Origin of the sequence: Paraburkholderia dipogonis, assembly GCF_042680985.1 — a bacterium.
Lineage (GTDB): Bacteria > Pseudomonadota > Gammaproteobacteria > Burkholderiales > Burkholderiaceae > Paraburkholderia > Paraburkholderia phytofirmans.
In genome coordinates this window covers 135,384-155,793 of the sequence record NZ_JBHUFR010000016.1, presented here as the reverse complement: position 1 = coordinate 155,793, position 20,410 = coordinate 135,384, and the positions used below count along the sequence as shown (strand labels likewise).

At 62.6% G+C, this 20,410-nt stretch carries 16 protein-coding genes; 2 read left to right on the top strand and 14 right to left on the bottom strand.

Annotated elements, in window-relative coordinates:
• Nucleotides 1–13: 13 nt before the first annotated feature.
• The 9 genes from ACFSNN_RS20910 to ACFSNN_RS20870 form a co-directional block, all read right to left on the bottom strand.
• Nucleotides 14–1,183, bottom strand: coding sequence for a porin (locus tag ACFSNN_RS20910; RefSeq protein ID WP_134455574.1), 1,170 nt, complete (start codon nucleotides 1,181–1,183; stop codon nucleotides 14–16).
• 189 nt (nucleotides 1,184–1,372) lie between these two features.
• A complete protein-coding gene (locus ACFSNN_RS20905; protein ID WP_134455573.1) occupies nucleotides 1,373–2,206 on the bottom strand; it encodes an ABC transporter ATP-binding protein in 834 nt (277 codons plus the stop codon).
• Nucleotides 2,196–3,047, bottom strand: a complete 852-nt coding sequence (locus tag ACFSNN_RS20900) for an ATP-binding cassette domain-containing protein (protein WP_244322711.1) — start codon at nucleotides 3,045–3,047, stop codon at nucleotides 2,196–2,198. Before ACFSNN_RS20900 ends, ACFSNN_RS20905 begins: the two co-directional genes overlap by 11 nt.
• Entirely contained in the window at nucleotides 3,044–4,015 is a 972-nt protein-coding gene (locus ACFSNN_RS20895; RefSeq protein WP_134455572.1) for an ABC transporter permease, read from the bottom strand. The genes ACFSNN_RS20900 and ACFSNN_RS20895 overlap by 4 nt, the downstream gene beginning before the upstream one ends.
• A complete protein-coding gene (locus tag ACFSNN_RS20890) occupies nucleotides 4,012–4,947 on the bottom strand; it encodes an ABC transporter permease (RefSeq protein WP_134455571.1) in 936 nt (311 codons plus the stop codon). Before ACFSNN_RS20890 ends, ACFSNN_RS20895 begins: the two co-directional genes overlap by 4 nt.
• 7 nt (nucleotides 4,948–4,954) lie before the next feature.
• Nucleotides 4,955–6,520: an ABC transporter substrate-binding protein gene (locus ACFSNN_RS20885; RefSeq protein WP_134455570.1), complete on the bottom strand. Its 1,566-nt coding sequence runs from the start codon at nucleotides 6,518–6,520 to the stop codon at nucleotides 4,955–4,957.
• A 147-nt stretch (nucleotides 6,521–6,667) separates the two neighbouring features.
• Entirely contained in the window at nucleotides 6,668–7,339 is a 672-nt protein-coding gene (locus ACFSNN_RS20880) for a cysteine hydrolase family protein (RefSeq protein ID WP_134458754.1), read from the bottom strand.
• A 194-nt stretch (nucleotides 7,340–7,533) separates the two neighbouring features.
• On the bottom strand, nucleotides 7,534–8,616 hold the full coding sequence (locus tag ACFSNN_RS20875; RefSeq protein ID WP_134455569.1) for a LacI family DNA-binding transcriptional regulator: 1,083 nt from the start codon (nucleotides 8,614–8,616) through the stop codon (nucleotides 7,534–7,536).
• A gap of 183 nt (nucleotides 8,617–8,799) precedes the next feature.
• Nucleotides 8,800–9,705 carry a LysR family transcriptional regulator gene (locus tag ACFSNN_RS20870; protein WP_134455568.1) on the bottom strand — a complete coding sequence of 302 codons (906 nt, stop codon included), beginning with the start codon at nucleotides 9,703–9,705 and terminating at the stop codon, nucleotides 8,800–8,802.
• A 97-nt stretch (nucleotides 9,706–9,802) separates the two neighbouring features.
• Here ACFSNN_RS20870 and ACFSNN_RS20865 point away from each other — a divergent pair, with 97 nt between their 5' ends.
• Together ACFSNN_RS20865 and ACFSNN_RS20860 are read left to right on the top strand one after the other, a co-directional pair.
• The gene (locus ACFSNN_RS20865; RefSeq protein WP_134455567.1) at nucleotides 9,803–13,402 is read left to right on the top strand and encodes an indolepyruvate ferredoxin oxidoreductase family protein; all 3,600 of its coding nucleotides are present in this window, start codon (nucleotides 9,803–9,805) and stop codon (nucleotides 13,400–13,402) included.
• A 300-nt stretch (nucleotides 13,403–13,702) separates the two neighbouring features.
• Nucleotides 13,703–14,752: a hypothetical protein gene (locus tag ACFSNN_RS20860; protein ID WP_244322710.1), complete on the top strand. Its 1,050-nt coding sequence runs from the start codon at nucleotides 13,703–13,705 to the stop codon at nucleotides 14,750–14,752.
• Here ACFSNN_RS20860 and ACFSNN_RS20855 read toward each other — a convergent pair.
• Genes ACFSNN_RS20855 through ACFSNN_RS20835 form a run of 5 tightly spaced genes read right to left on the bottom strand, consistent with a single transcriptional unit; the run spans nucleotide 14,688 to nucleotide 20,402 of the window.
• Nucleotides 14,688–15,221 (bottom strand): hypothetical protein, encoded by a 534-nt coding sequence (locus tag ACFSNN_RS20855; protein WP_134455566.1) that lies wholly within the window; start codon nucleotides 15,219–15,221, stop codon nucleotides 14,688–14,690. The two genes, ACFSNN_RS20860 and ACFSNN_RS20855, sit on opposite strands and share 65 nt — an antisense overlap.
• Nucleotides 15,218–15,448, bottom strand: coding sequence for a hypothetical protein (locus ACFSNN_RS20850; protein ID WP_134455565.1), 231 nt, complete (start codon nucleotides 15,446–15,448; stop codon nucleotides 15,218–15,220). The genes ACFSNN_RS20855 and ACFSNN_RS20850 overlap by 4 nt, the downstream gene beginning before the upstream one ends.
• A gap of 9 nt (nucleotides 15,449–15,457) precedes the next feature.
• Nucleotides 15,458–16,801 carry a phosphoribosylglycinamide synthetase C domain-containing protein gene (locus ACFSNN_RS20845; protein ID WP_134455564.1) on the bottom strand — a complete coding sequence of 448 codons (1,344 nt, stop codon included), beginning with the start codon at nucleotides 16,799–16,801 and terminating at the stop codon, nucleotides 15,458–15,460.
• Nucleotides 16,798–18,906 carry a hypothetical protein gene (locus ACFSNN_RS20840; RefSeq protein WP_134455563.1) on the bottom strand — a complete coding sequence of 703 codons (2,109 nt, stop codon included), beginning with the start codon at nucleotides 18,904–18,906 and terminating at the stop codon, nucleotides 16,798–16,800. The genes ACFSNN_RS20845 and ACFSNN_RS20840 overlap by 4 nt, the downstream gene beginning before the upstream one ends.
• Nucleotides 18,906–20,402, bottom strand: coding sequence for a hypothetical protein (locus ACFSNN_RS20835; protein WP_134455562.1), 1,497 nt, complete (start codon nucleotides 20,400–20,402; stop codon nucleotides 18,906–18,908). Before ACFSNN_RS20835 ends, ACFSNN_RS20840 begins: the two co-directional genes overlap by 1 nt.
• Nucleotides 20,403–20,410: the final 8 nt, after the last annotated feature.

The window sequence follows — 20,410 nt, the reverse complement described above, 5'->3', positions numbered from 1 at the left end:
TCAATGCAGCGCGCTAGAACTTATGCACGAGTCCGACACTGACCACGGCCTGGTTCTGTCCCGAAGACGGCAACATGGTCTGAATCTGCGAAGCCAGCATGCCGTTCGACGTCGCCGGCAACGGTCCGCCCGTGGGCCGCGGAAAACCGCCGCCCGCCGCGCGCAGATAGATCACCTCGGTATAGATGGAGGTTCGCTTGGAAAGGAACTTGTCGACCAGCAGATTGACCTGATGCCAGTGCACCTGCGTGGGTCCGCCCGGACCGCCGGTGATGTTGTCGCTCGTGTACGTGTAGGCCATGCCGAAGAACAGCGTCGGATCGAGCGTGAAGCGCGCATTCGCTTCATAGTTGTTGAAGCGATAGTTGATGCCGCTTGTCAGCGTCGTGCCCACGTTGTTGTAGATCGCGTTGCTGTACATCAGGCTCAGCTTGGCCGGGCCGATCACATACGACGCACCGATGCCCGCGATCTGTTCGCGTTTGGACGTGATCGGCGCGTCGCAACAGGTGATCGCGCCGTTCGTATTCACGTTCGCCGTGGTGTTCACGCCCGGTTGGTCATAGAGCGAATACGCCGCGGCAATCGAAAAAGCGCCCTGCGAATAGATGCCGCCTACCGACCACATGCGATTGTTCGCGAAGGCGCCGGGCGCGTTGCTGAACGCGTACATCGCCGTGCCGGTGAAGCCCTTCAGATTCGGCGAGACATACTTGATCGAGTTGTTGACGCGCAAATAGTCGTCGGTGTTGTCGTTGTCGTACGGATGCGAAAACATCACGCCGCCCCACGCACCGTTGGAGGTCATCGTCTGCAAGGTGCCGACGATCGCGTCGTATTGGCGGCCGAATGTCAGCGTGCCGTAGTCCGGATTCGAGAAACCGACGAACGCCTGGCGGCCGAACATGCGGTTGTTCTGACCGAGCGCGCCGTTGGTCGGGTTAAAGCCGTTCTCCAGCGTGAAGATCGCCTTGGTGTTGCCGCCGAGGTCTTCTGCGCCTCGCAGTCCCCAGCGGCTGCCGTACTCGCCGTTGCCGGTCAACTGCACCGCGCTATGGCCGCCCTGGTTCGACGAGTAAGTGATGGCCTCGTTGATGATCCCGTACAGCGTGACTGAACTCTGCGCATGAACGAAACCGCTCCCGCCCAGCAGAGCCGCCATGATGAATAACTTTTCCTTCACCGCTCTTCTCCAAACAAGGAATCGCGACACCCCGGTCGGCTAGCGATCGATTGATGATAGCAAATGAATCGATTCACCAATGGTGTAAAAAAATATCCCAAGGTGGGCCGGCTCACTGCTTGATCCGGATCTTCTTCTTTACTGCTCGGACCGACTCTCCTGTGTCGACCAGAATTAGCGCTTTCGCACTTACTCTGGTGCCACCCGTATTGGGTGCCGGCCGATGCCTTTCGGGATCGCCGCCAGCAACTCCATCGTGTAGCGCTCGCGTGGTTCAAACAGCACCTGATCCACGGCTCCCGCTTCCACGACACGCCCTTCCCGCATGACCACCACCCGCTCGCACAGCTCGCCGACCAGCGCCAGATCGTGGCTGATCACGACCAGCGAGACACCTGCGCTCTGGTGGAGATCGCGCAGCAGCCGGATGATCTCCGCCTGGATCGATACGTCGAGCGCGGACGTCGGTTCATCGGCGACGACCAGTTCTGGACGGCGCGCAAGTGCTCGCGCGATGCCCACGCGTTGGCGCTGACCGCCCGACAACTGATGTGGATAGCGCGCCAGCACGAAGGTCGGCAACCGGACCATGTCGAGCAATTCACGCACCGGCACGCCGTCGTTGCCGATCGCTTCGGCCAGCGTCGTGGCGATCGTCTTGCGCGGGTTCAGCGAATTCGTCGTGCTCTGGAACACCATCTGCACGCGCTGACGGAACGTCGCGTTCTGCGCGCGCGTCATCGTGTTCAACGCGTCGCCTCTGAAACAGATCGAGCCGGCCGTCGGCGCAGTGAGGCCGACCATCATGCGCGCGACAGTGGATTTGCCGCTGCCGCTTTCGCCGACGATAGCGAGCGCGTCGCCCTTCGCCACCTCGAGCGTCACGCCCGACACGGCGTGAAAGCGGCGCCGGTTGAACATGCGCTCGAGCGGCGAACGCGCCAGCGCATAAGATTTGCCGACCTCTCGCAGCGCGAAGATCGGCTGCGCGGCCAAAGCGGAGTTCGGCACGTTAGCGGACATTGCGAGGCTCCTCAGGTTGATGTCGGCCCAACGCACGCGTAGCCGGCAAACGCGGAATGCTCGCGATCAGATGCCGCGTGTAGTCGTGCGCAGGCCGCAGAAAGATATCCTCCACCGGGCCTGCTTCGACCACATGTCCCTGTTTCAGCACGACAGCGCGCGAACACAGTTCCGCCATCAGGTCGAGGTTGTGCGTGATGAACACGAGGCCGAGATCCATCTCGTCCACCAGCGTTCGCAGCAGCTCGACAATCTGCGCCTGCACGGTCACGTCGAGCGCGGTGGTGGGTTCGTCCGCGAGCAGCAGCGCCGGCTCGCAGACAATCGCGGCGGCAATCATCGCGCGTTGCTTCATGCCACCGCTCAGTTCGTGCGGATACGCGCGCTCCGTGGCGCGCAGGTCTTTGAAACCGACACGTGCGAGCACGGCATGCACTTCGTCGCGTATTGCGTGGCCGCGCAGCGGACGGTGGGCGCGGATCACGTCCGCGAGCTGCGCGCCGATCGTGAAAGCGGGGTTGAGCGCCGTTGCCGGATCCTGAAAGATCATGGAGATGCGCCCGCCGCGCAGTGTCCGCATACGCGCCTCGGACGCATGACTCAAGTCTTCGCCGTCGACCACGATCCGGCCACCGCTGATGCGCCCCGCGTTGCCAAGCAAGCCGAGCACCGCCAGCGAGGCGACGCTCTTGCCCGAACCCGATTCGCCGACGAGACCGACCGCCTCGCCGCGTCCCACTTGCAAATCGAGCCCATGCAAGACTTCGGTCTGCGTCTTGCGCGAACCGAAGGTGACGCGCAAGTTTTCAATCGACAGCAGCGCTTCACTCATAGCGTTCATAGCGATGCTCCCGGTACATTGGCCGCCTGCGCATTGCGCCGCCGCGGGTCGAGAATCGTGCGCATCGAGTCGCCGAACAGATTGAAGGCGAGCACGCTGACGAACACCGCCGCGCCAGGGAAAACCGAGACCCACCAGTTGTCGGTGAAAATCAGTGCGCGCGCGTCGGAGAGCATCGCACCCCAACTCGGTGTAGGCGGTTGCACGCCAAGCCCGATAAAACTGAGCGACGCTTCCACGATGATCGTCACGCCGAGCAGCAGCGTCGCCTGAATCAGCACCGGCGAGATGATGTTCGGCAGAACGTCGGAGAACATGATGCGCGCCCCGTTCGCGCCTTGCAGAACCCGTGCGGCGACATACTCCGCTTGCGACTCGGCCTTCGCGAGACTATGGGTGAGCCGCGCCAGACCCGGCGCGTACAGCACGCCGATCAGCAGCACCAGTTTGGTTTCGTTTGAAATGGCGAGCATGCCGACATGTAGCGTGTCAGTGCCGGTAATGCCGACGAGCGCAATCGCCCAGATCAATAGTGGAATCGACGCGAGCACTTCCATCGCTTTCATCAGCGTTTCGTCGAGCCACGAGCCGGCCTTGTAGCCCGCCACGAGGCCGATGCCCGTGCCGAGCACGAGGCCGATCGCCACCGCGCACAGTCCAATGGAGAGCGAAGCACGAGCGCCCCAGATGGTGCGGCTCAGAATATCGCGACCCACCTGGTCGGTGCCGAGCCAGAAAGCCGCTCCTGGCGCTTCCAGTCGATGTTCGATATAGAGCTGCAGCGGATCTTTCAAGGGCAGCCACGGCGCGCACACTGCGATCGCGGCGAGCAGCACGATCGTCACGAGACCGATCGCACCGGCCGGTTCGTGCATCAGCGCGCGGAGCAACCGGCCGGCCGATGCGAGCCATGAGCCGAGCGCATGCGGCTTGCGTTGGACGTTGGGGAGAGATGAATCAGCCATCATGTTCTATTCGCCTTCGGGTCGAGATAACCATGCAGTACGTCGGCGCAGGTGTTCGACGCGATGAAGATCGTCGTGATTACGAGCACGATGGCCTGCACCGTCGGATAGTCGCGCTGGAAGATCGCCGTGAGCAACGCGCGCGAGACGCCCGGCAAATTGAAAATCTGCTCCACGATCAGCGCCCAGCCGAACATGTAGCCGTAACTCATCGCGGCCGTGCTCACCAGCGACGGCAACGCGTTCTTCAACGCATACAGGCGAATGCGCGACGGCGGCAAACCGAGCGCTCTGGCGGTTCGCACATAGTCCTGCGAAAGCGCGTCGACCATGTTCGCCCGCACCAGACGGCTCAGCACGGAGATGTAGTACACGGACATGGTCAGTACGGGCAACACTAGCGCGAGCAGATGCGACACCGCGCCGTCCGACCAGGGCGTGAGCCCGCCGACCGGAAACCACCCGGTCTTCAAAGCGACATAGCGAATCAACAACAACCCCAGCCAGAACGACGGCACGGATAAGCCGACAATCGCCACGGCTCGCAGCAGATGGTCCGTGCCGCTGTTCTCCTTCAATGCAGCGAAGGTGCCGAGCACGATCGACACGAAGATCGTGAACACGAACGACAGTGTGACGAGCTCGACGGTATTCGGCAGCGTATCGGCGATTTGCGGGCCGATCGGGTTGCCGGTCGCGTACGACTTGCCGAAGTCGAGCGCGAGCGCACCGTTCAGCCACCGGCCGTATTGCGCGGCGACAGGCCGGTCCAGTCCGTATTGATGATTGAACGCGGCAATCTGTTCGACGCTGGCGTCGCTGCCCAAGGTCAGACGCGCGGGCGACACGGGTGTCGCGCGGCACATCGCGAACAGCAACGCGCTCACCACCAGCAGCACGAGCACGGAGGAAAACAGCCTTGAAACGGCTTTCATATCGACCTCATGCCTTCGCGAGATAAACGTTGTCGAGCTTCAGCGAGAAACCGGTGTTGACCTGGAAATCCTTAACGTTGCTGCGCCACAGGTTCTGCACTTCCAGCGCGCCGATCCAGACGGCCGGACAGTCGCGCGCCAGCACCTGCTGAATTTTCGCGAGGATCGGCTTGAGCGCGGCCGGATCGTCGATCAGATAGCTGTCGTCGATTAGCTTCAGCAGCTCGGCGCTTTCGTAGCCGCTCGCTTTCCAGAGACTTTCGCCGGGTCTGAACAGCGCGTTGAGCAGATAGGTCGGCTCCGGTGGCGCGATGAAACCGGTCAACGCCGCCGCGTGGTTGCCGACTAGCACCTGCGAGATCATCTGGCCGAAATCGAGCGGACGCAGATTGACGCGCACGCCCAGCGACGCCAGTTGCGCCTGAATGAAAAGCGCCGTGGACGATGTATCGATCAGATACGCAGGCTGCACATACAGCAGATCGAACGATGCGCCGCTCGCGTACTTCGAGCTTTTCAGCGCCGCTCGCGCCTGCTCCAGATTGAACGCCAAATTTCCAGCCGAGCCCGCGTCGTACCATGAGGACTCCGGCGCAAACGGCATGCTGCTCGCTTTGACCGCGCCGTAGCACAGATCGCGGCAGACCTTGACCCGGTCCAGCACGAGCGATACCGCACGGCGAAACGCCGGATCGTCGAACGGCGCCTTGCGGTTGTTCAGACACATCATCAGCGGGCTGGTCGGCGAGGGACGGCTGTCGCCCGCGAGGCCCGCCGAGGTGCGGATCTGCGCGAACGTCTGGGCCGGCGGCGCACTGATGATCTGCGTCTGGTCGGACATCAGCGAGGCAAGCCGCGACGACTCTTCGGGGATGATGCGGAACACGACCTTGTCCCAATGCGGCTCGCCCTTGCCCCAGTAAGCCGGATTGCGCTTCAGTTCGACGAAGTCGTTCGCCTTCGACTGCACAAAAATGGCCGGCCCCGTGCCAACGCCGATCGGCGTCTGCTTGAAGTAGTCGGCCGGATGCTGCTCGCGGCTGCCTGCCGGAAAAATACCCATGTACTTCGACATGTAGTCGAGCAACGGCCGGTAAGGACGCTTGAGGCGGATCACGGCGGTGTGCGCGTCCGGTGCGCTGACCGATTCGATCACGGTCCAGAACGGGCGGCGGAATGCCTTGTTGGCGGGATTCAGCACGTAGTCGAAGCTGTATTTCACATCGGTGGAGGTGAACGGCTGACCGTTCTGGAAACTCACGCCGCGCTGCAGATCGAACGTGTACGTGAGTTTGTCCGGCGAAATCGTCCATGCGCGGGCCAGTTGCGGCACCCGCTGACCGCGCGCGTCGATGGCAACCAGATTCTCGAAGATCAACTGATTGATCGCCATCACGTCGTGATTCGGCTGGTTGATCGGATCGAGCGTCTGCGGATTGCTCGGAATGGCGACCGACAGCACGCCTGCCTCTGCCGCGAAGACGCGGCCTTCGAATGCGAACGGCAAAGAAAGCCCTGCGATGCCCGCGGCGCCCGCACGGAGCACTTGTCGTCGCCTGCTGCTGAAAGTCATGAAATCCTCTGCTTTTTTTAATGCCGGCCGATTCGCCACAGTTTCGTGAATCGATTCACAGACAATAGTGAGGTTGGCGCGGCGAGTCAACTTTTTAAAAATATCGGAAACCCTGGCTGGCGGATTCAGAACGCTTTCCGGCGGAGTCTAGGCGAGCAGCAACGAGGCATCCGCGAGCGACAGCACCGTCGTGCGCGAATCGAATGCCGTGGAAAAAAGATGATCGTGCACGACCTGATCCGGGTCGTAACAGCAATCCTTGACGGTGTATAAGCGGAAGTCCGCGTCGCTCGCATAGGCGACCGACGACAGCACGACACCGGTCGACGCAACGCCGACCATGATCAGCGTGTCGATACCCTGTGCGGAAAGCCGCGCCTGCAGATCCGTACCGAAAAACACGCTCACACGATGCCCGACGATGAGCGGTTCGCTGGCCCGCTGGCCAAGCTCCGGCGCGATTTTGTCGTCGATGAAAAGGCCGAGCTGCTTGAGCCCTTGGCCGTTCTTGTTCAACGGGCTGACTTCCGGATAGCCCGGACTGAACTGGATCTTGGCGAAATAGACGCTGACGCCTTTGGCCCGCGCGGCATCGCACAACTTGCGCGTGTTGGCGAGCAACGTAGGCGCGACCGACGGAAAGAGCCCTAGGATGTCGGTCTGATAATGCATCACAACAAGCGCCGTCTGCGCCGGCACGAGCGCCGGTAGCGGCGCAGCCACGCTCTGCGCGGACGCGGCGCTGATTCCGCCATCTCCGCAGCCATCGAGACCGAGTCCCGTCGCCACCGCGCCGGCCAGCGCGCCTGCCGTTTTCATGAACCGCCGACGGCCCGCGCGGCCACCTTCCTCGCTATCGCCCTGCCCCGACCGTAACGCGTTTTTCCTGTCGCTCATGTCTCGTCCTGAGTTTTGGTGAATCGATTCATTTAACGCTTATGCGCAATGTCGGCGACGAAAAATCCGCTGTCAAGCAACTTTGAGATCGGACAAACCCTGAGGAGCGAACCGGGCTAGCGCTTTTTGCGGCGTGCCGGGCTGCGCGGCGCGCCACACGACTCGCGCACGATCATCCGCATGGGATGTTTGGAACGGCGGATGCCGGACGGCGCGCTGCCGTCGATCAGCTGCAACATCATGTCCGCTGCTTCGCGGCCGACGTCGCGCGGATTTTGCGTCACCACGGTCAAGGCCGGCGACGCGATGCCCGAATACTCGTGTTCGCCGATGGAAATCACCGACAGGTCGGCCGGGATCGACAGCCCGGTTTCCCGCACGACTTCGAGCACGATGGCCACGTCGTTCAGCGTGGCGATGATCGCGGAAGGCGGTTGTGGAGCGCTGAGCAACGCGCGGCAGACGTCCTTGTTGAAGGCGCTGGTACGCAGCACGAGCGCCGGATCGAGCGCGATGCCGGCCGCTTCGCACGCGGCCTGATAGCCACGCACCATCTCGCGGCCCACCCACGTGTTTTCGTGGCCGGCCACGAGCGCAATCGCACGATGCCCGAGCGACGCGAGATAGCGCACAGCCTGACGGCAGCCGTCGGCGTGATCGGTCAGTACCGAATTGAATTCGCCCTGGGCATCGCGCTCCCACAGCACGACCGGCATGTTCAGGGTATGCAGGAAGTTGAAATAGGAAGGCGTTTCGTCGTCGGAGATCGCACCGATGAATCCGTCGATGCGGCGCTGCTTCAGGCTCGACAGAATGGCCCGCTCGCGCTCGAGATCGTAGTGCGAATTGGCGATCAGAATCTCGAAACCCCTTGCTCGCAGGCGCTCTTCGGCGGCGCTCACCATCTGGGCGGCGGTGTGCTGCGTGATATCGGAAATCAGGCAGCCGATCGCGCTCGAACTGCCTTTGCGCATGCTGCGCGCCACCACGTTCGGCACGAAATTCAACTCGGCCACCGCGGCGCGCACCGCGTCCTGAATGGCCGGCGCCACATTCTCGCGGCCGTTCAGCACACGCGACACCGAGCCGACCGACACCTTCGCGAGACGCGCGACGTCCTGCACGGTGGGCGAGCCCTGCGGAGACTTGCGGCTGCGCAACGCGGGCTTGACGGGTTTGCTGGCTCTCTCTTTGGGCATGTCGGAAGGCGAAAAGGTCGTCGATCGATTCTCAATGAATCGATGCATCGGGGCGATTATAGTGCGTCCCGGCTTGGGCCAATGTCGGCGCGGCTTCGAGGCGTGAGTTGGTCGCCGTGTGAGCGCAAAGGAAACGGCTTTCAGGCTATGCGAAAAACAGATACGGGTGAGATCGCCCCGCTTTTAACTCCCGCATGCATGAATGAGGAACTGCTGGAACGCAACGGCCGGCGTATCCAGCGTTGCGCCTTTGCGCCACAGCATGCCCGCGTCCATCTGCGGGATCGCGTTGAGAATGGGCCGCGCGTCGATCCGCTTGCCTTCCAGCGACCACGGCCGAAACACCATATCAGACAGAATCGTCACACCGAAACCATGCGCGACCAGACCGCGCAGCGCTTCCATCGAACTCGTGCGAAAGGCGATCTTCGGTTCGACGTCGTTCTGCTTCCAGTAACGCAGCGTCGACTGCTCGCCTTCGTCCACCGTTATCAAAATATATGGATAACTCGCGATATCCGCGAGCGAAGGCGCATTGAGTTGCGCGAGAGGATGAGTCGGCGAGGTCCACAATTGCCGGCGCGACCGAATCAGCACATGGTGACGGAAACGCCTGATATTTTCGACGTTGGAGAGCAGGACGACACCGAGATCGACGTCGCCGGCGAGCACGGCCTGTTCGATCGACTCGCGATCCAGATCGTGCAGATCGATCTCGATGTCGGGATAGGTCGCGCGAAAACGCGCCATCAACTCGGGCAGAAAATAGCCCAACACCGTGTACGACGCCGCAATGCGCACGGTCCCTTTCAGATCGTGCGAACGGAATGGCGCCTTGTAGACCGCGTCGCGCACCGAATCGAGTATGTGTCGCGCGTGGTTCAGAAAGTCGTGCCCGTCCGGCGTCAACGTGACGCCTTGAGGCAGGCGTTCGAAGAGCCGCGTACCCAGGGTTTCCTCCAATGCGAGCACCGCATTGGTAATCGCCGATTGCGACACATGCTCGGCCGTCGCCGCCATCGAAAACTGCCCACTCTGGGCTGCCGCCACGAAGTAGCGCATCTGCCGCAAGGTTACGTCTTTTGACATGTGTTTTTCGAATAGCAGGATTCGGTATTCGTGATTTTACGTTGGAAATTCCGCTTCCTATACTCCGCCTCTAATAAAAGCCGCCGGAGACTTCCCCATGAACGCCCCGCTAACGCCTCCCCTACGTGACGCGCTTACCGCCGTATCGCTCGACGACAAATACACCCTCGAAAAGGGCCGCGTCTATATGAGCGGTACTCAGGCGCTGGTGCGCTTGCCGATGCTGCAGAAGGCGCGCGACCGCCGCGCCGGCCTCAATACCGCGGGCTACGTGTCCGGCTATCGCGGCTCGCCGCTCGGCGCGCTCGATCAGGGTCTCTGGAAAGCGAAGCAGCATCTGAAGGAACACGATGTAGTGTTTCAACCAGGGGTTAACGAGGATCTCGCCGCGACTGCCGTGTGGGGCACACAGCAGCTCAATCTCTGGCCGGGCGCCAAGGTCGACGGTGTATTCGGCATGTGGTACGGCAAGGGGCCGGGGGTCGATCGCACCGGCGACGTGTTCAAGCACGCAAATGCGGCCGGCACCGATCCGAACGGCGGCGTGCTGGTGCTGGCGGGCGACGACCATGCGGCGAAGTCGTCGTCGGTCGCGCATCAGTCAGAGCATATGTTCGTGGCAAGCGGCATTCCGGTGCTGTATCCGGCCAGCGTGCAGGAGTATCTCGACTACGGTCTGCACGGCTGGGCCATGAGCCGCTATGCGGGTCTGTGGGTCGCGATGAAATGTGTCACGGACGTGGTCGAATCGAGCGCGTCGATCGACATCGATCCGGACCGCTTACAGATCGTCATGCCGGAAGATTTCGACATGCCCGCAGGCGGCCTGAATATTCGCTGGCCCGACCCGCCGCTCGCGCAGGAGGCGCGTCTGCTGAACCACAAGTGGTACGCGGCGCTCGCCTATGTTCGCGCGAACAAGCTCAACCGCGTGGTAATCGACAGCCCTAATCCACGCCTTGGCATCATGACCGCGGGCAAGGCGTATCTCGACGTGCGTCAAGCGCTCGCCGACCTCTCGCTCGACGACGAAACCTGCGCCCGCATCGGCATACGCGTGCTGAAAGTGGGTTGCGTATGGCCGCTCGATGCGCAGAACGCGCGCGACTTCGCAACCGGGCTCGACGAGATTCTGGTGGTGGAAGAAAAACGCCAGATTCTCGAATATGCGCTCAAGGAAGAACTGTATAACTGGCGCGACGACGTGCGTCCCAAGGTGTTCGGCAAGTTCGATCAGCGCGACGACGAAGGCGGTGAATGGTCCGTGCCGCGTGGGCAAACGCTGCTGCCCGCGCACTACGAACTGTCCCCTGCCTTGATCGCGAAAGCGATCGCCCGGCGCCTTGCCAAAGCCGATCTGCCCGCCGATCTGCGGGCGCGTATCGAAGCACGCGTGGCCGTGATCGAGGCCAAGGAACGCGAGGCGGCCACGCCGCGGTCCGTGACGGAGCGGCAACCGTGGTTCTGTTCGGGCTGCCCGCACAATACCTCGACGCGTGTGCCGGAAGGCTCTCGCGCACTGGCCGGCATCGGCTGCCACTATATGTCGATGTGGATGGACCGCAAGACGGAGACCTTCAGTCAGATGGGCGGCGAAGGCGTCGCGTGGACCGGCCAGATGCACTTCACGAATGAGCGTCACGTGTTCGTCAATCTGGGTGACGGCACCTATTTTCATTCGGGTCTGCTCGCGATCCGCGCTTCGATTGCGGCTGGCGCGAACGTCACCTACAAGGTGCTCTACAACGACGCGGTCGCGATGACTGGCGGCCAGCCGGTGGACGGCGTGCTCACCGTCCCGCAGATCGCGTTTCAGGTCGTTGCGGAAGGCGCGAAGCACGTGCTGATCGTGACCGACGAGCCGGAGAAATACGACGCGAACATTCGCCTTCCGGAAGGTGTGAAGGTGTATCACCGCGACGAACTCGACCGCTTGCAGCGCGAGTTGCGCGAGATGGCGGGCACGTCGATTCTGATCTACGACCAGACCTGTGCGACCGAAAAACGCCGGCGTCGCAAACGCGGCACGTATCCCGATCCGGCGAAGCGCGCCTTTATCAACGATGCGGTGTGCGAAGGTTGCGGCGACTGCTCGGTGCAGTCGAACTGTCTGTCGGTCGAGCCGTTGCAAACGCCGCTCGGCACCAAGCGCAAGATCAACCAGTCTTCGTGCAACAAGGATTTTTCGTGTGTGAACGGCTTCTGCCCGAGTTTCGTCACGGCGGAAGGCGCGCAGGTGAAGAAGCCCGCTAAACCCGCATCCACGGCCGCGTTGCCCGATTTCGCGGCGCTGCCTCGGCCCGCGATTGCCTCACTCGCGAAGCCGTACGGCGTGCTCGTGACAGGCGTCGGCGGAACCGGCGTCGTGACGATCGGCGGCTTGCTGGGCATGGCGGCTCACCTTGAAAACAAAGGCGTCACCGTGCTCGATATGGCCGGGCTCGCACAGAAAGGCGGCGCCGTGCTCAGTCATGTGCAGATCGCCGCGGCACCCGACCAATTGCACGCCACGCGGATTGCGGCCGGTGAAGCGCGGCTGATTCTCGGCTGCGATGCGATCGTCTCCGCTTCCGCTGAAGTGCTGGCACGCACGCAACGCGGCATCACGAAAGCGGCGATCAACAGCGGCGCCACGCCGACCGCGCAGTTCGTGCGAGATCCCCAATGGAGTTTTCCGGCGGATCAAACGCAACAGGATCTGCGCGCGAGTATCGGCGACGACTGCGATTTCATCGACGCCAATCGGCTCGCGCTCGCGTTGTTGGGCGACACGCTCTATGCCAATCCCCTGCTTCTCGGCTTCGTCTGGCAACGCGGCTGGCTGCCGCTCGGCTACGACAGTCTCGACCGCGCGATCGAACTGAATGGCGTGGCCGTCGAAAAGAATCGGCTGGCGTTCGAATGGGGCCGCTATGTCGCACAGCACGGCGAAGCCGCTGCGGATGCTTTTACGCCGCAGTCCGCGAAACAGCAGGCCATTGTCGTGCAGATGCCGGAATCGCTGGACCGTCTGATCGAGCGCAACGTAGAGCGGTTGAGTGTCTACCAGAACCCTGGTTATGCGGCTCGCTATGTCGCAGCGGTCGAGCGGCTGCGCGCGAAGGAAACTGCGCTCATGGGAGGAGCAAAACCGCGCCTCACGCCGGTGGTCGCGCGCAATCTGGCGAAACTGATGACCTATAAGGACGAGTACGAAGTGGCTCGTCTCTACGCGGAACCCGCTTATATGGACAAGCTGCGGGCTCAGTTCGAAGGCGAGCCGGGTCGCGATTACAAGCTCGCGTTTCATCTGGCGCCGCCATTGCTCGCGAAACGCGACGAGCACGGCCATTTGAAGAAGCAGCGATTCGGGCAGTGGACACTCACGCTGTTCCGCGTGCTCGAAAAATTCAGGTTCCTGCGCGGCACGACGTTCGACGTGTTCGGCAAGACGGAAGAGCGGCGCAATGAACGTGAACTGATCGCGCAGTATTTCGCGTTGATCGACGAATTCTGCGCAACGCTCGATACCGTCCGATTCGATACGGCAATGAAGCTTGCCAATCTGCCCGACGAGATTCGGGGCTTCGGTCATGTGAAGGAGCGCAACGTGCTCGCCGCGGCAGCGAAGCGCGAACGGTGGGTTGCGGAATACCGGGTCGATGCGGGGGGCGCGCTGCGGGTTTCGTCTTCTGGAGTTTTCGAGCAGGCGCTCTGAAAACGACGATGTATGTTGGCAAATCGGAACGGTACGCGCACTGGATGACGGGAGTGCCCCGGCCTTTGCCGCTTGATGAGGCCGTCGCGCGGACGTCTGTGGGCCGGATCGGGCAGAAGAGGTGATGCGATGGATCCGGTTGAGGGAAGAAAAACCCACATCCCGAAGATGGGCGGTTAAGCCGCAAAAACGGACGAATCCTTGCTGGGACTGTGGTGCCGGGGACCGGACTATCCGATTCCACTAAACCCCCGCCATTAAAGGCTCACGCCCAACATCGTAAAAACGATGCCCCCTAATATGCCCCCGAAATTTCTTCGCTGGCTTGAGGGGAAAAAGGACAGCCATGGCGACCAATCTTTCAGCAGCGACTTTAATTCTTTCTCTTCTTCTTTGCGGTTGTGGCGGCGGAGGCAGCGGCGGTGGCGACTCTGGCAATACGCCGCCGGCAAAGTTTATTCCGACGCATGGACCGCAGTTACGCCCTTGCGAAACGACGGGCCCGACCGCGCCGCCCTGCCCGGCATCGTCGACGCAATGAAGCTATACGCGACCGACGACATCGCTACATCGATCCGCCGCGCTCACGGGGATTTCACGCATATCCTCGTGAACCGCGGATACACGACGATCAAGCCGGTGTTTTTCAGGTCGGTATTGATCGCCGATCTGCCCGTGTACCAGTGGGGATACTGGAAAGGCGCCACGCATGGCCAGCACGAAAGGTGGCGCAAGAACGGGGGCGTGCTGATCGACGAGTATGCGTTCTCAGACAAGTCTGGCGCGGCCGACGTGCTTGTCTTCGTTGAGTGCCCGATGACGATGCAGCGCATTGTCCAGTCGAGCCAGCACATTGCCGAATACACCGTGATCCCGCGACCGCACACGTGGCGCGTACACGAGGAATGCATCGAGCTGCGCACGCCCACCGTCGACGCGCTGAGGGTGCTGTGGCAGGCCGCTCACGGCCGGCGCATGTCAGACGATCAACTGGCCCGGGAAACCGGCGTACCGCGCCAGCACGTGACCTACATGCGCGCCAGCCTGAAGCCGGCAGAGGAATGGACGATGAAACCCCGACTGCAGCCGGAGTTCGCCGGATTCCAGGCCGCGTGGGAATGGATCGGCGCCGGCCGCTGCGCGATCAGGAAGGAAGTGAGAGAGGCAGGGCATCGCGCGGCGATCAAGGAAATGGCCCGGCTCGGGCACATCGCGCTGGAGAGGGTTCAGGCCTATCCGGACGTCGAGCCGGACTGGGAGCGCGTCGAGCGACGCCGGATCGAGGCTATGACTGATCTGGCTGCAGTTCGATCGTTACTTGAGGGACTTCCTGACCACCTTCAAGCTTGATCACCGTCTGCCGGATCTCTTTGATGCGAGGCGCGTTCTGGTGATAGAGGGCGTTGAGCTCGCTCAGCGCGTGCTCGATCTCCCGGTCCCCGGCGACCTGCTGGTGACCGCCGCGCAGCGCGAGCGCCGCCTGAAACTTTACCTTCGCCATCGCGCCGCTGTTCTGGTGTGACATCGTGGCCAGCTTGTGCAATTCCTCGATGCCGACGATCTTGTAGGCGAGGCTCAGATCCGCCAGACGGTTCTCAAACTGCTCGACGCTCATGCGCGAATAAGCCGGGTCAATCTTGACCTTCTCAATCGCCGCGGCGAACTGCTGCAGCTCGGCGGAAGCGCGGATATAGCCGTCAAGCTCGCGCGCCGTGCAGTCGAGCGCCGTCGACGCGAGGAAGATGTCTCCCTTCGCCTCGGTGAGCGCTTCCTTGATGGATTGCTCCGAAATCAGCCCGGCACGTTTGGCGCGTTTCACTTACGGCCCCGCGTCGGGGTCTTTGCGGCGACCTTGCGCTCGGTGCCGGCGACGCTCGAGTACCGCTTGGCTTCTTTGGCGGCATGAGACTTCGCCGCTATGTGGCGGGAACGATCCTGCATGATTTCCTGCGCCCGCGCCAATGTGTCGGCGTCCGATTGCGCGCGCCAGCGCTTCTCGTCACTCGAGATCGTCATCGGTGCGGCGCTACCCTTTTTTGTCGCCATTGCGTTCTCCTAGTAGCTCAATCCCTTCGCGTATCCCATGCGCTGAAGATCGGGCAACTGCTTCTTCAGCCGGCCGACACCAATGTCGGTCCGATAGAACGGACTGTTCGGAATCTTCACCTTCTTGATCGCGCTATACGCCGAGCGGCGCGCGCCGGTGATCGTCTCGCCGGTTCCGGTGGCGATCAGAACATAGTCGCCGGCGGTCACGGGGCCCGGCAGGTCGACCACCTTCCCGTTCACCTCGCGCGGCGCGGTACCCATCATGACTTCCGAAAAATGCAGGTGCTGCATGTCCTCGGCGCCGTAGATCGGGATGCCGCACAGTTCCTTGTTCGTGATCTTCGAGTATGGAAAGTCGGGCAGCGCCATCAGGACCGAAATGCACACCTCGTCCATGCGGATTTTCAGGGTGTCGCGTCCCTCGAGCTTGTCTTTCATCCACTGCGCAGGGTCACCCTCGATCAGCGCGGTCAGGTTGTGCCGGATCGGCCAGCCGTCGCGCATAGTCCACTCGAGCGGAAAGGGGCCCTTGCCGTCGGTCGGAATCATGCAGTTCACGTCGACGTAGCCGACGTACCCGATACGCTTCAGATGTTCGGTGGCCGGCGTCAGCACCTCGTCGGCCAGCTTCGACTTGCGCACCGCGCGCACCGTCGTGCCCATCTCGCCGGTGTTCACGCCGAGGTCGCCGTTCATCAGCTTCTTGTTTTCCCAGTTCTCGATCCAAACCTTCGACCAGCCATCGGGCCCAAAGAATCCGCCGACCGCCATCTCGATGCCGTCGATCTTCTCCTGCATGATGAAGCCGTCGGCGCGCGCCGCCGCGCGGTATTTGTCAATCTTCTTCCAGCGGCTGAGCATGTAGACCATGTCGGCGGCGCTGTTCGATACGTACGACATCGCGCGCTCGCCGTCGCCGGACGGCTTCGAGACGAACGGCTTGCACTCGCGCTTCACGTACGCAATCGCCGAGTCATAGTCGTGGAACGTTTTGCCCGGGATGATGCGCATGCCGCACTCTTCCATCACCTTCTGCCCCATCTCGCGGTCGAGTTCCCATTCGACCGCGGCGAGATTGCAGCCGTAGATCGGATAGCCCATCGCGCGGTACGGCTCCAGCATCGTCAGATACTTCACGTTGTCCGGCGTGTAGATCAGGTCTGCCCAGCCCAGCCACTTCTTTCGCAACTCGTCGAAATCGCGAATCTTCGGCACGATTCCCTCGCCGGCATGCCGGTCGGTGCCGTCGGCGCGCGGCTGGTCGTACCACGCAACCTGATGACCATGGTCCTGGCAGCGCATCAGCCAGTCAAGGCAGTTCGAGCCCACATCGATTGCGAGAATTCTCATTGCTGCGGTGCTCCGGTAACGGTCTGGCCAAACTTGGCACGCAGCGCGCCGAGGGCGGCATTGCGCGCCGCCGGCGTGCCTGCTGCATAAGCCTTGCGCAGCAGCTCGCGGCCTGGCTCTGAAAGTAGCGCTTTTGATGCAATCCACGGCGTGACGATGGATGCACCGGCCGCGACTGGATGTGCCAGTGCGATCGCCGCGGTGCCAAGCATGTGGCCAGCGGCAGACGTGCCCGATGGATTCGCTCCTGTGCGATCACCCGCGCGCGCCATCGTGTCGGTAACGTCCTTGATGTCCCTGATCTCTTTCGCGGTGAATCCCATCTCTTCGAGCTTGGGCTGCACCTTATCAATTTCCTTGCGGAATTTTGCGAACGAAATTCCCGATGCGCCGGGACCGCTGTTCGCCGCCAGCTCCAACCCGTTGCGCAGCACGAACGATTTTGCATCCTGCAGAACCTGCGGTGCGTGCTCGCGCAGGATCGCGGTCACCTGAGCCGCCTGGCTCGGCTGCATCGTGAGGTAACGTTTCGCGATCGCCTCGGGCGCCTTCGTCGAGAACGTCTCGTTGGAAAACGCGGCGTCCGTTACGTCCTTGCCGAGCAGCTTTCCAAGCGCAGACTGATCGATGAATTCGATCGATTTCGATGCCTTCGCATAGTTCTGGTTCGCATCCTTCAGGGCTTTCGCGATCGGCGTTCCGTCCGTGCTCGCGGCATCGAAGTCCTTGTTGATCGCGCCGAAAAGACGGCGGGCCAGCATCTGGTTCGCGTTCGGGTCGATGTCGGAAAAGATGTTGCCGGTACGGCGGGCCGCCTTGCCCCATGCCGCACGCGTCTTCATCGCATCCGACACGGTCGCCGCCTTCGCAGCGGGCGTGGGCGGAGTCGGCAGGCGCGCAGGTTGACCTGAAGGCAGGACGATAGGCGACGCAGACTGACCGGACTGCGCTTCGGTGAGCTGATCCAGGAGGCCGCGCGCCTGACTGGCGATCTTCTTCGCATCGCCGGCGGGCACGTTTTTGTTTTCCTCGATGATCTTCTGCAGTTCGTCTGTGACGTTCTGGTATTTGATCACCGGCTTGTTGCCGGCGAGCGAGCGGACCTTGCCATAGTCGACGGATGCCTGCTTGTCACGCTGTGCAGCGATCTTGCCAACGGTATCGACGTAGGCAGACCGCAGCCGGTTACCGATCGCCTCCGGATCCGCAACGCTTTGCGTGCTCAACTGGTCCGCGAGTTGATTCACCCGCGCGGCGCCGGCCGCGACCTGTTTGGCCTCGTCGACCTGCGCGGTGCCCTTCGACGGGAAAAGCTCGCGCAGCCGGTTCTCCAGGAACTGAAGCGACGAACTCCCGGTTTCCTGCCCGAGCGTGAGAGGAATGCCCGACGACTCCGCTGCGCGCGCGGCTTCGGACTGCGGCGGCCGCGCGATCTGACTCGGACGGGTAGTCGCGAGACCACCAACGCCGCCGCCTAGTAACGTACCTGCAAGACGCCCCGGCGCGCCGCCGATGTCCTGTCCTGCCTGACCACCCAGCGCGCCGCCAATCTGCGGGAGAACACGGCCAAGCACGCCTTCACCAGCACCCGGTAGCGCAGCGGCGGGCAACGCCTGCAGAGCGGCCGCGCCATATCGCTGCGCTGTTGTACGCGGCTCGGCGGATTGCCCGATGATGCCGAGCTTCTTCATCGCGGCCTGAAGCGCATCGTCACCGACGGGTAGCTTGTCCGCTGTTTTCGGCAACGCCGACACGGGCTTCTGTTTGCCGGACATGCCGCCGGTCACCATGTCGAGCGCCTTATCGAATGCCTTCGCAGGCAGATCGATGAGGCTCTGCGCCTTCTCCGCAACCGGCCCGACCGCCCCCGCCACGCCCTTCGCCAGGTTTCCACCGACAAAGCCGGTCATGCTCTGCGGCGATTGATCTGCTGCAGGCTTTGCAGCAGGCGCAGGAGCGCCGCCCGGCGTTGGAGATGAAGTGCCAGCACCAGGCGATCCGATACGCTGCTGCAGGATCGCAAAGGCCTGTTCTTTAGTCGCGCCATCGGGACCCTCCACGTCGTAGTTCTTCCCGTCCGGCGATGTGAACGTGAACTTGGGCATCAGTGCTCCGTGACAGACCATCCGTTCGGCAGACCACCGGCCGGCGGTGGCGGATTGGCCATCGGCGCCTTGCGTGTCACTGCCTCGCGGAACTCACTGCGCACTTGCCCCGGCGACTGCTGGGCGGCCGCCATCTCGCGCTTCATCATCGACACCACCGAAGCGTATTGCTCCGGCGTCTGCGCGGTATTCAGCATCTCGCGCGCATGCTCCTTATCGCTCACCGTCGGCGTGCCGCTCGGCGACACTGCGCGCGCGTATGCGTTGATCAGGGAATTCGTCGCGGCACCGAAAGCAACGATCTTCGGGTCCCCGGTGTTCGTCTGGTATGCATTTAGCGCCTTGTTCGCCGGCACAAACTGGCTACGCGGTACAGCCTTCGACGCCTCCTGCGCGATGTCGGCGAACTGGCTCGCTTCGTTGACGGCCATGCCGGCCTGCGCGGTTCTCGTGCCTAGTGCGCGCTCGCCAGACTTGACGCCCTCGAATTCCGCCACCGACGCGGCGAGATCCCGACCTGTCAAGCCCTGCTCCTGCGCCTGCTTGCGCACCTCATTGCGCAACGCGACGAGATTCTTTGAACCCTGCGCTCCGCGCCCAAGATTCTGCAATACGGTCCGATCGCCGGCCATATACTGCTGGGCCATGAAACTGAGATCGTCCTTATCCAGCGCAGCATTGGGATCGCCTTGCAAGCGACTGTTCAGCGACTCGCGGCGGATTTGTAGCATCTGTTGCTGGATACCGAGCGAGTCCTGGTGAGCCTGCTCGCGATCGGCGCGATTGGCTGAGTTATCTTCCGCGCGCTGGCGCAGCGAGTCGTAGCGCTCCTGCAGCTGCGCGAGTTGCAGCTGATGCTGGAATTGCTGCTGCAACTGCGCGGCCTGGCTCTTCGCCTGCGAGTCCAGAATCGGCGTGAGCTGCGAGAGTCCCGCCATCAGATCCGCGCCACTCAGCCCCTGATCCTGAAGCACCTTGACCGCACTTTCGAGCGTCAGTGGACCTTGCGCGGGCTGCTGCGAACCGGGCGAAGCCGTCGGCGGCGCCGGAATCGATGCCGGAGACGCCGCTTGTGTCGGCGATGCGCTGGTCGGCAGCGGGCGGAAAGGCGGCAGACCGCGCGCCGGCATTCCACCGCCAGCACCACCGGCCGGCAACGGAGGCCGACTCATCTGGCCAGGAACCGGTCCAGACGGCAGCGGCACGCCTCCCTGCGGCGCCTGCATGCCCTGCGGTGCAGGTTGCATACCTTGAGGCTGCTGCATCGGTTGCGACGCCTGACCGGGCGGCGGCGGAAGTTGCGGCTGCTGCTGTCCAGCGAGCAACTGCGGCAGCGCATTGCCCGCCGCAGCGAGCGCGGCCTGCTGACGCTGACGGTCCTGCTGGGCCTGCTGGAACTGTGCCATCTGAATCTGCGCATACTGGCGCTGCATGGCCTGCTGCTGAGCCTGCTCCTGGTATTGCAGAAAATACGGGAGTCCTGAGAGTCCGGCCATGATTCACC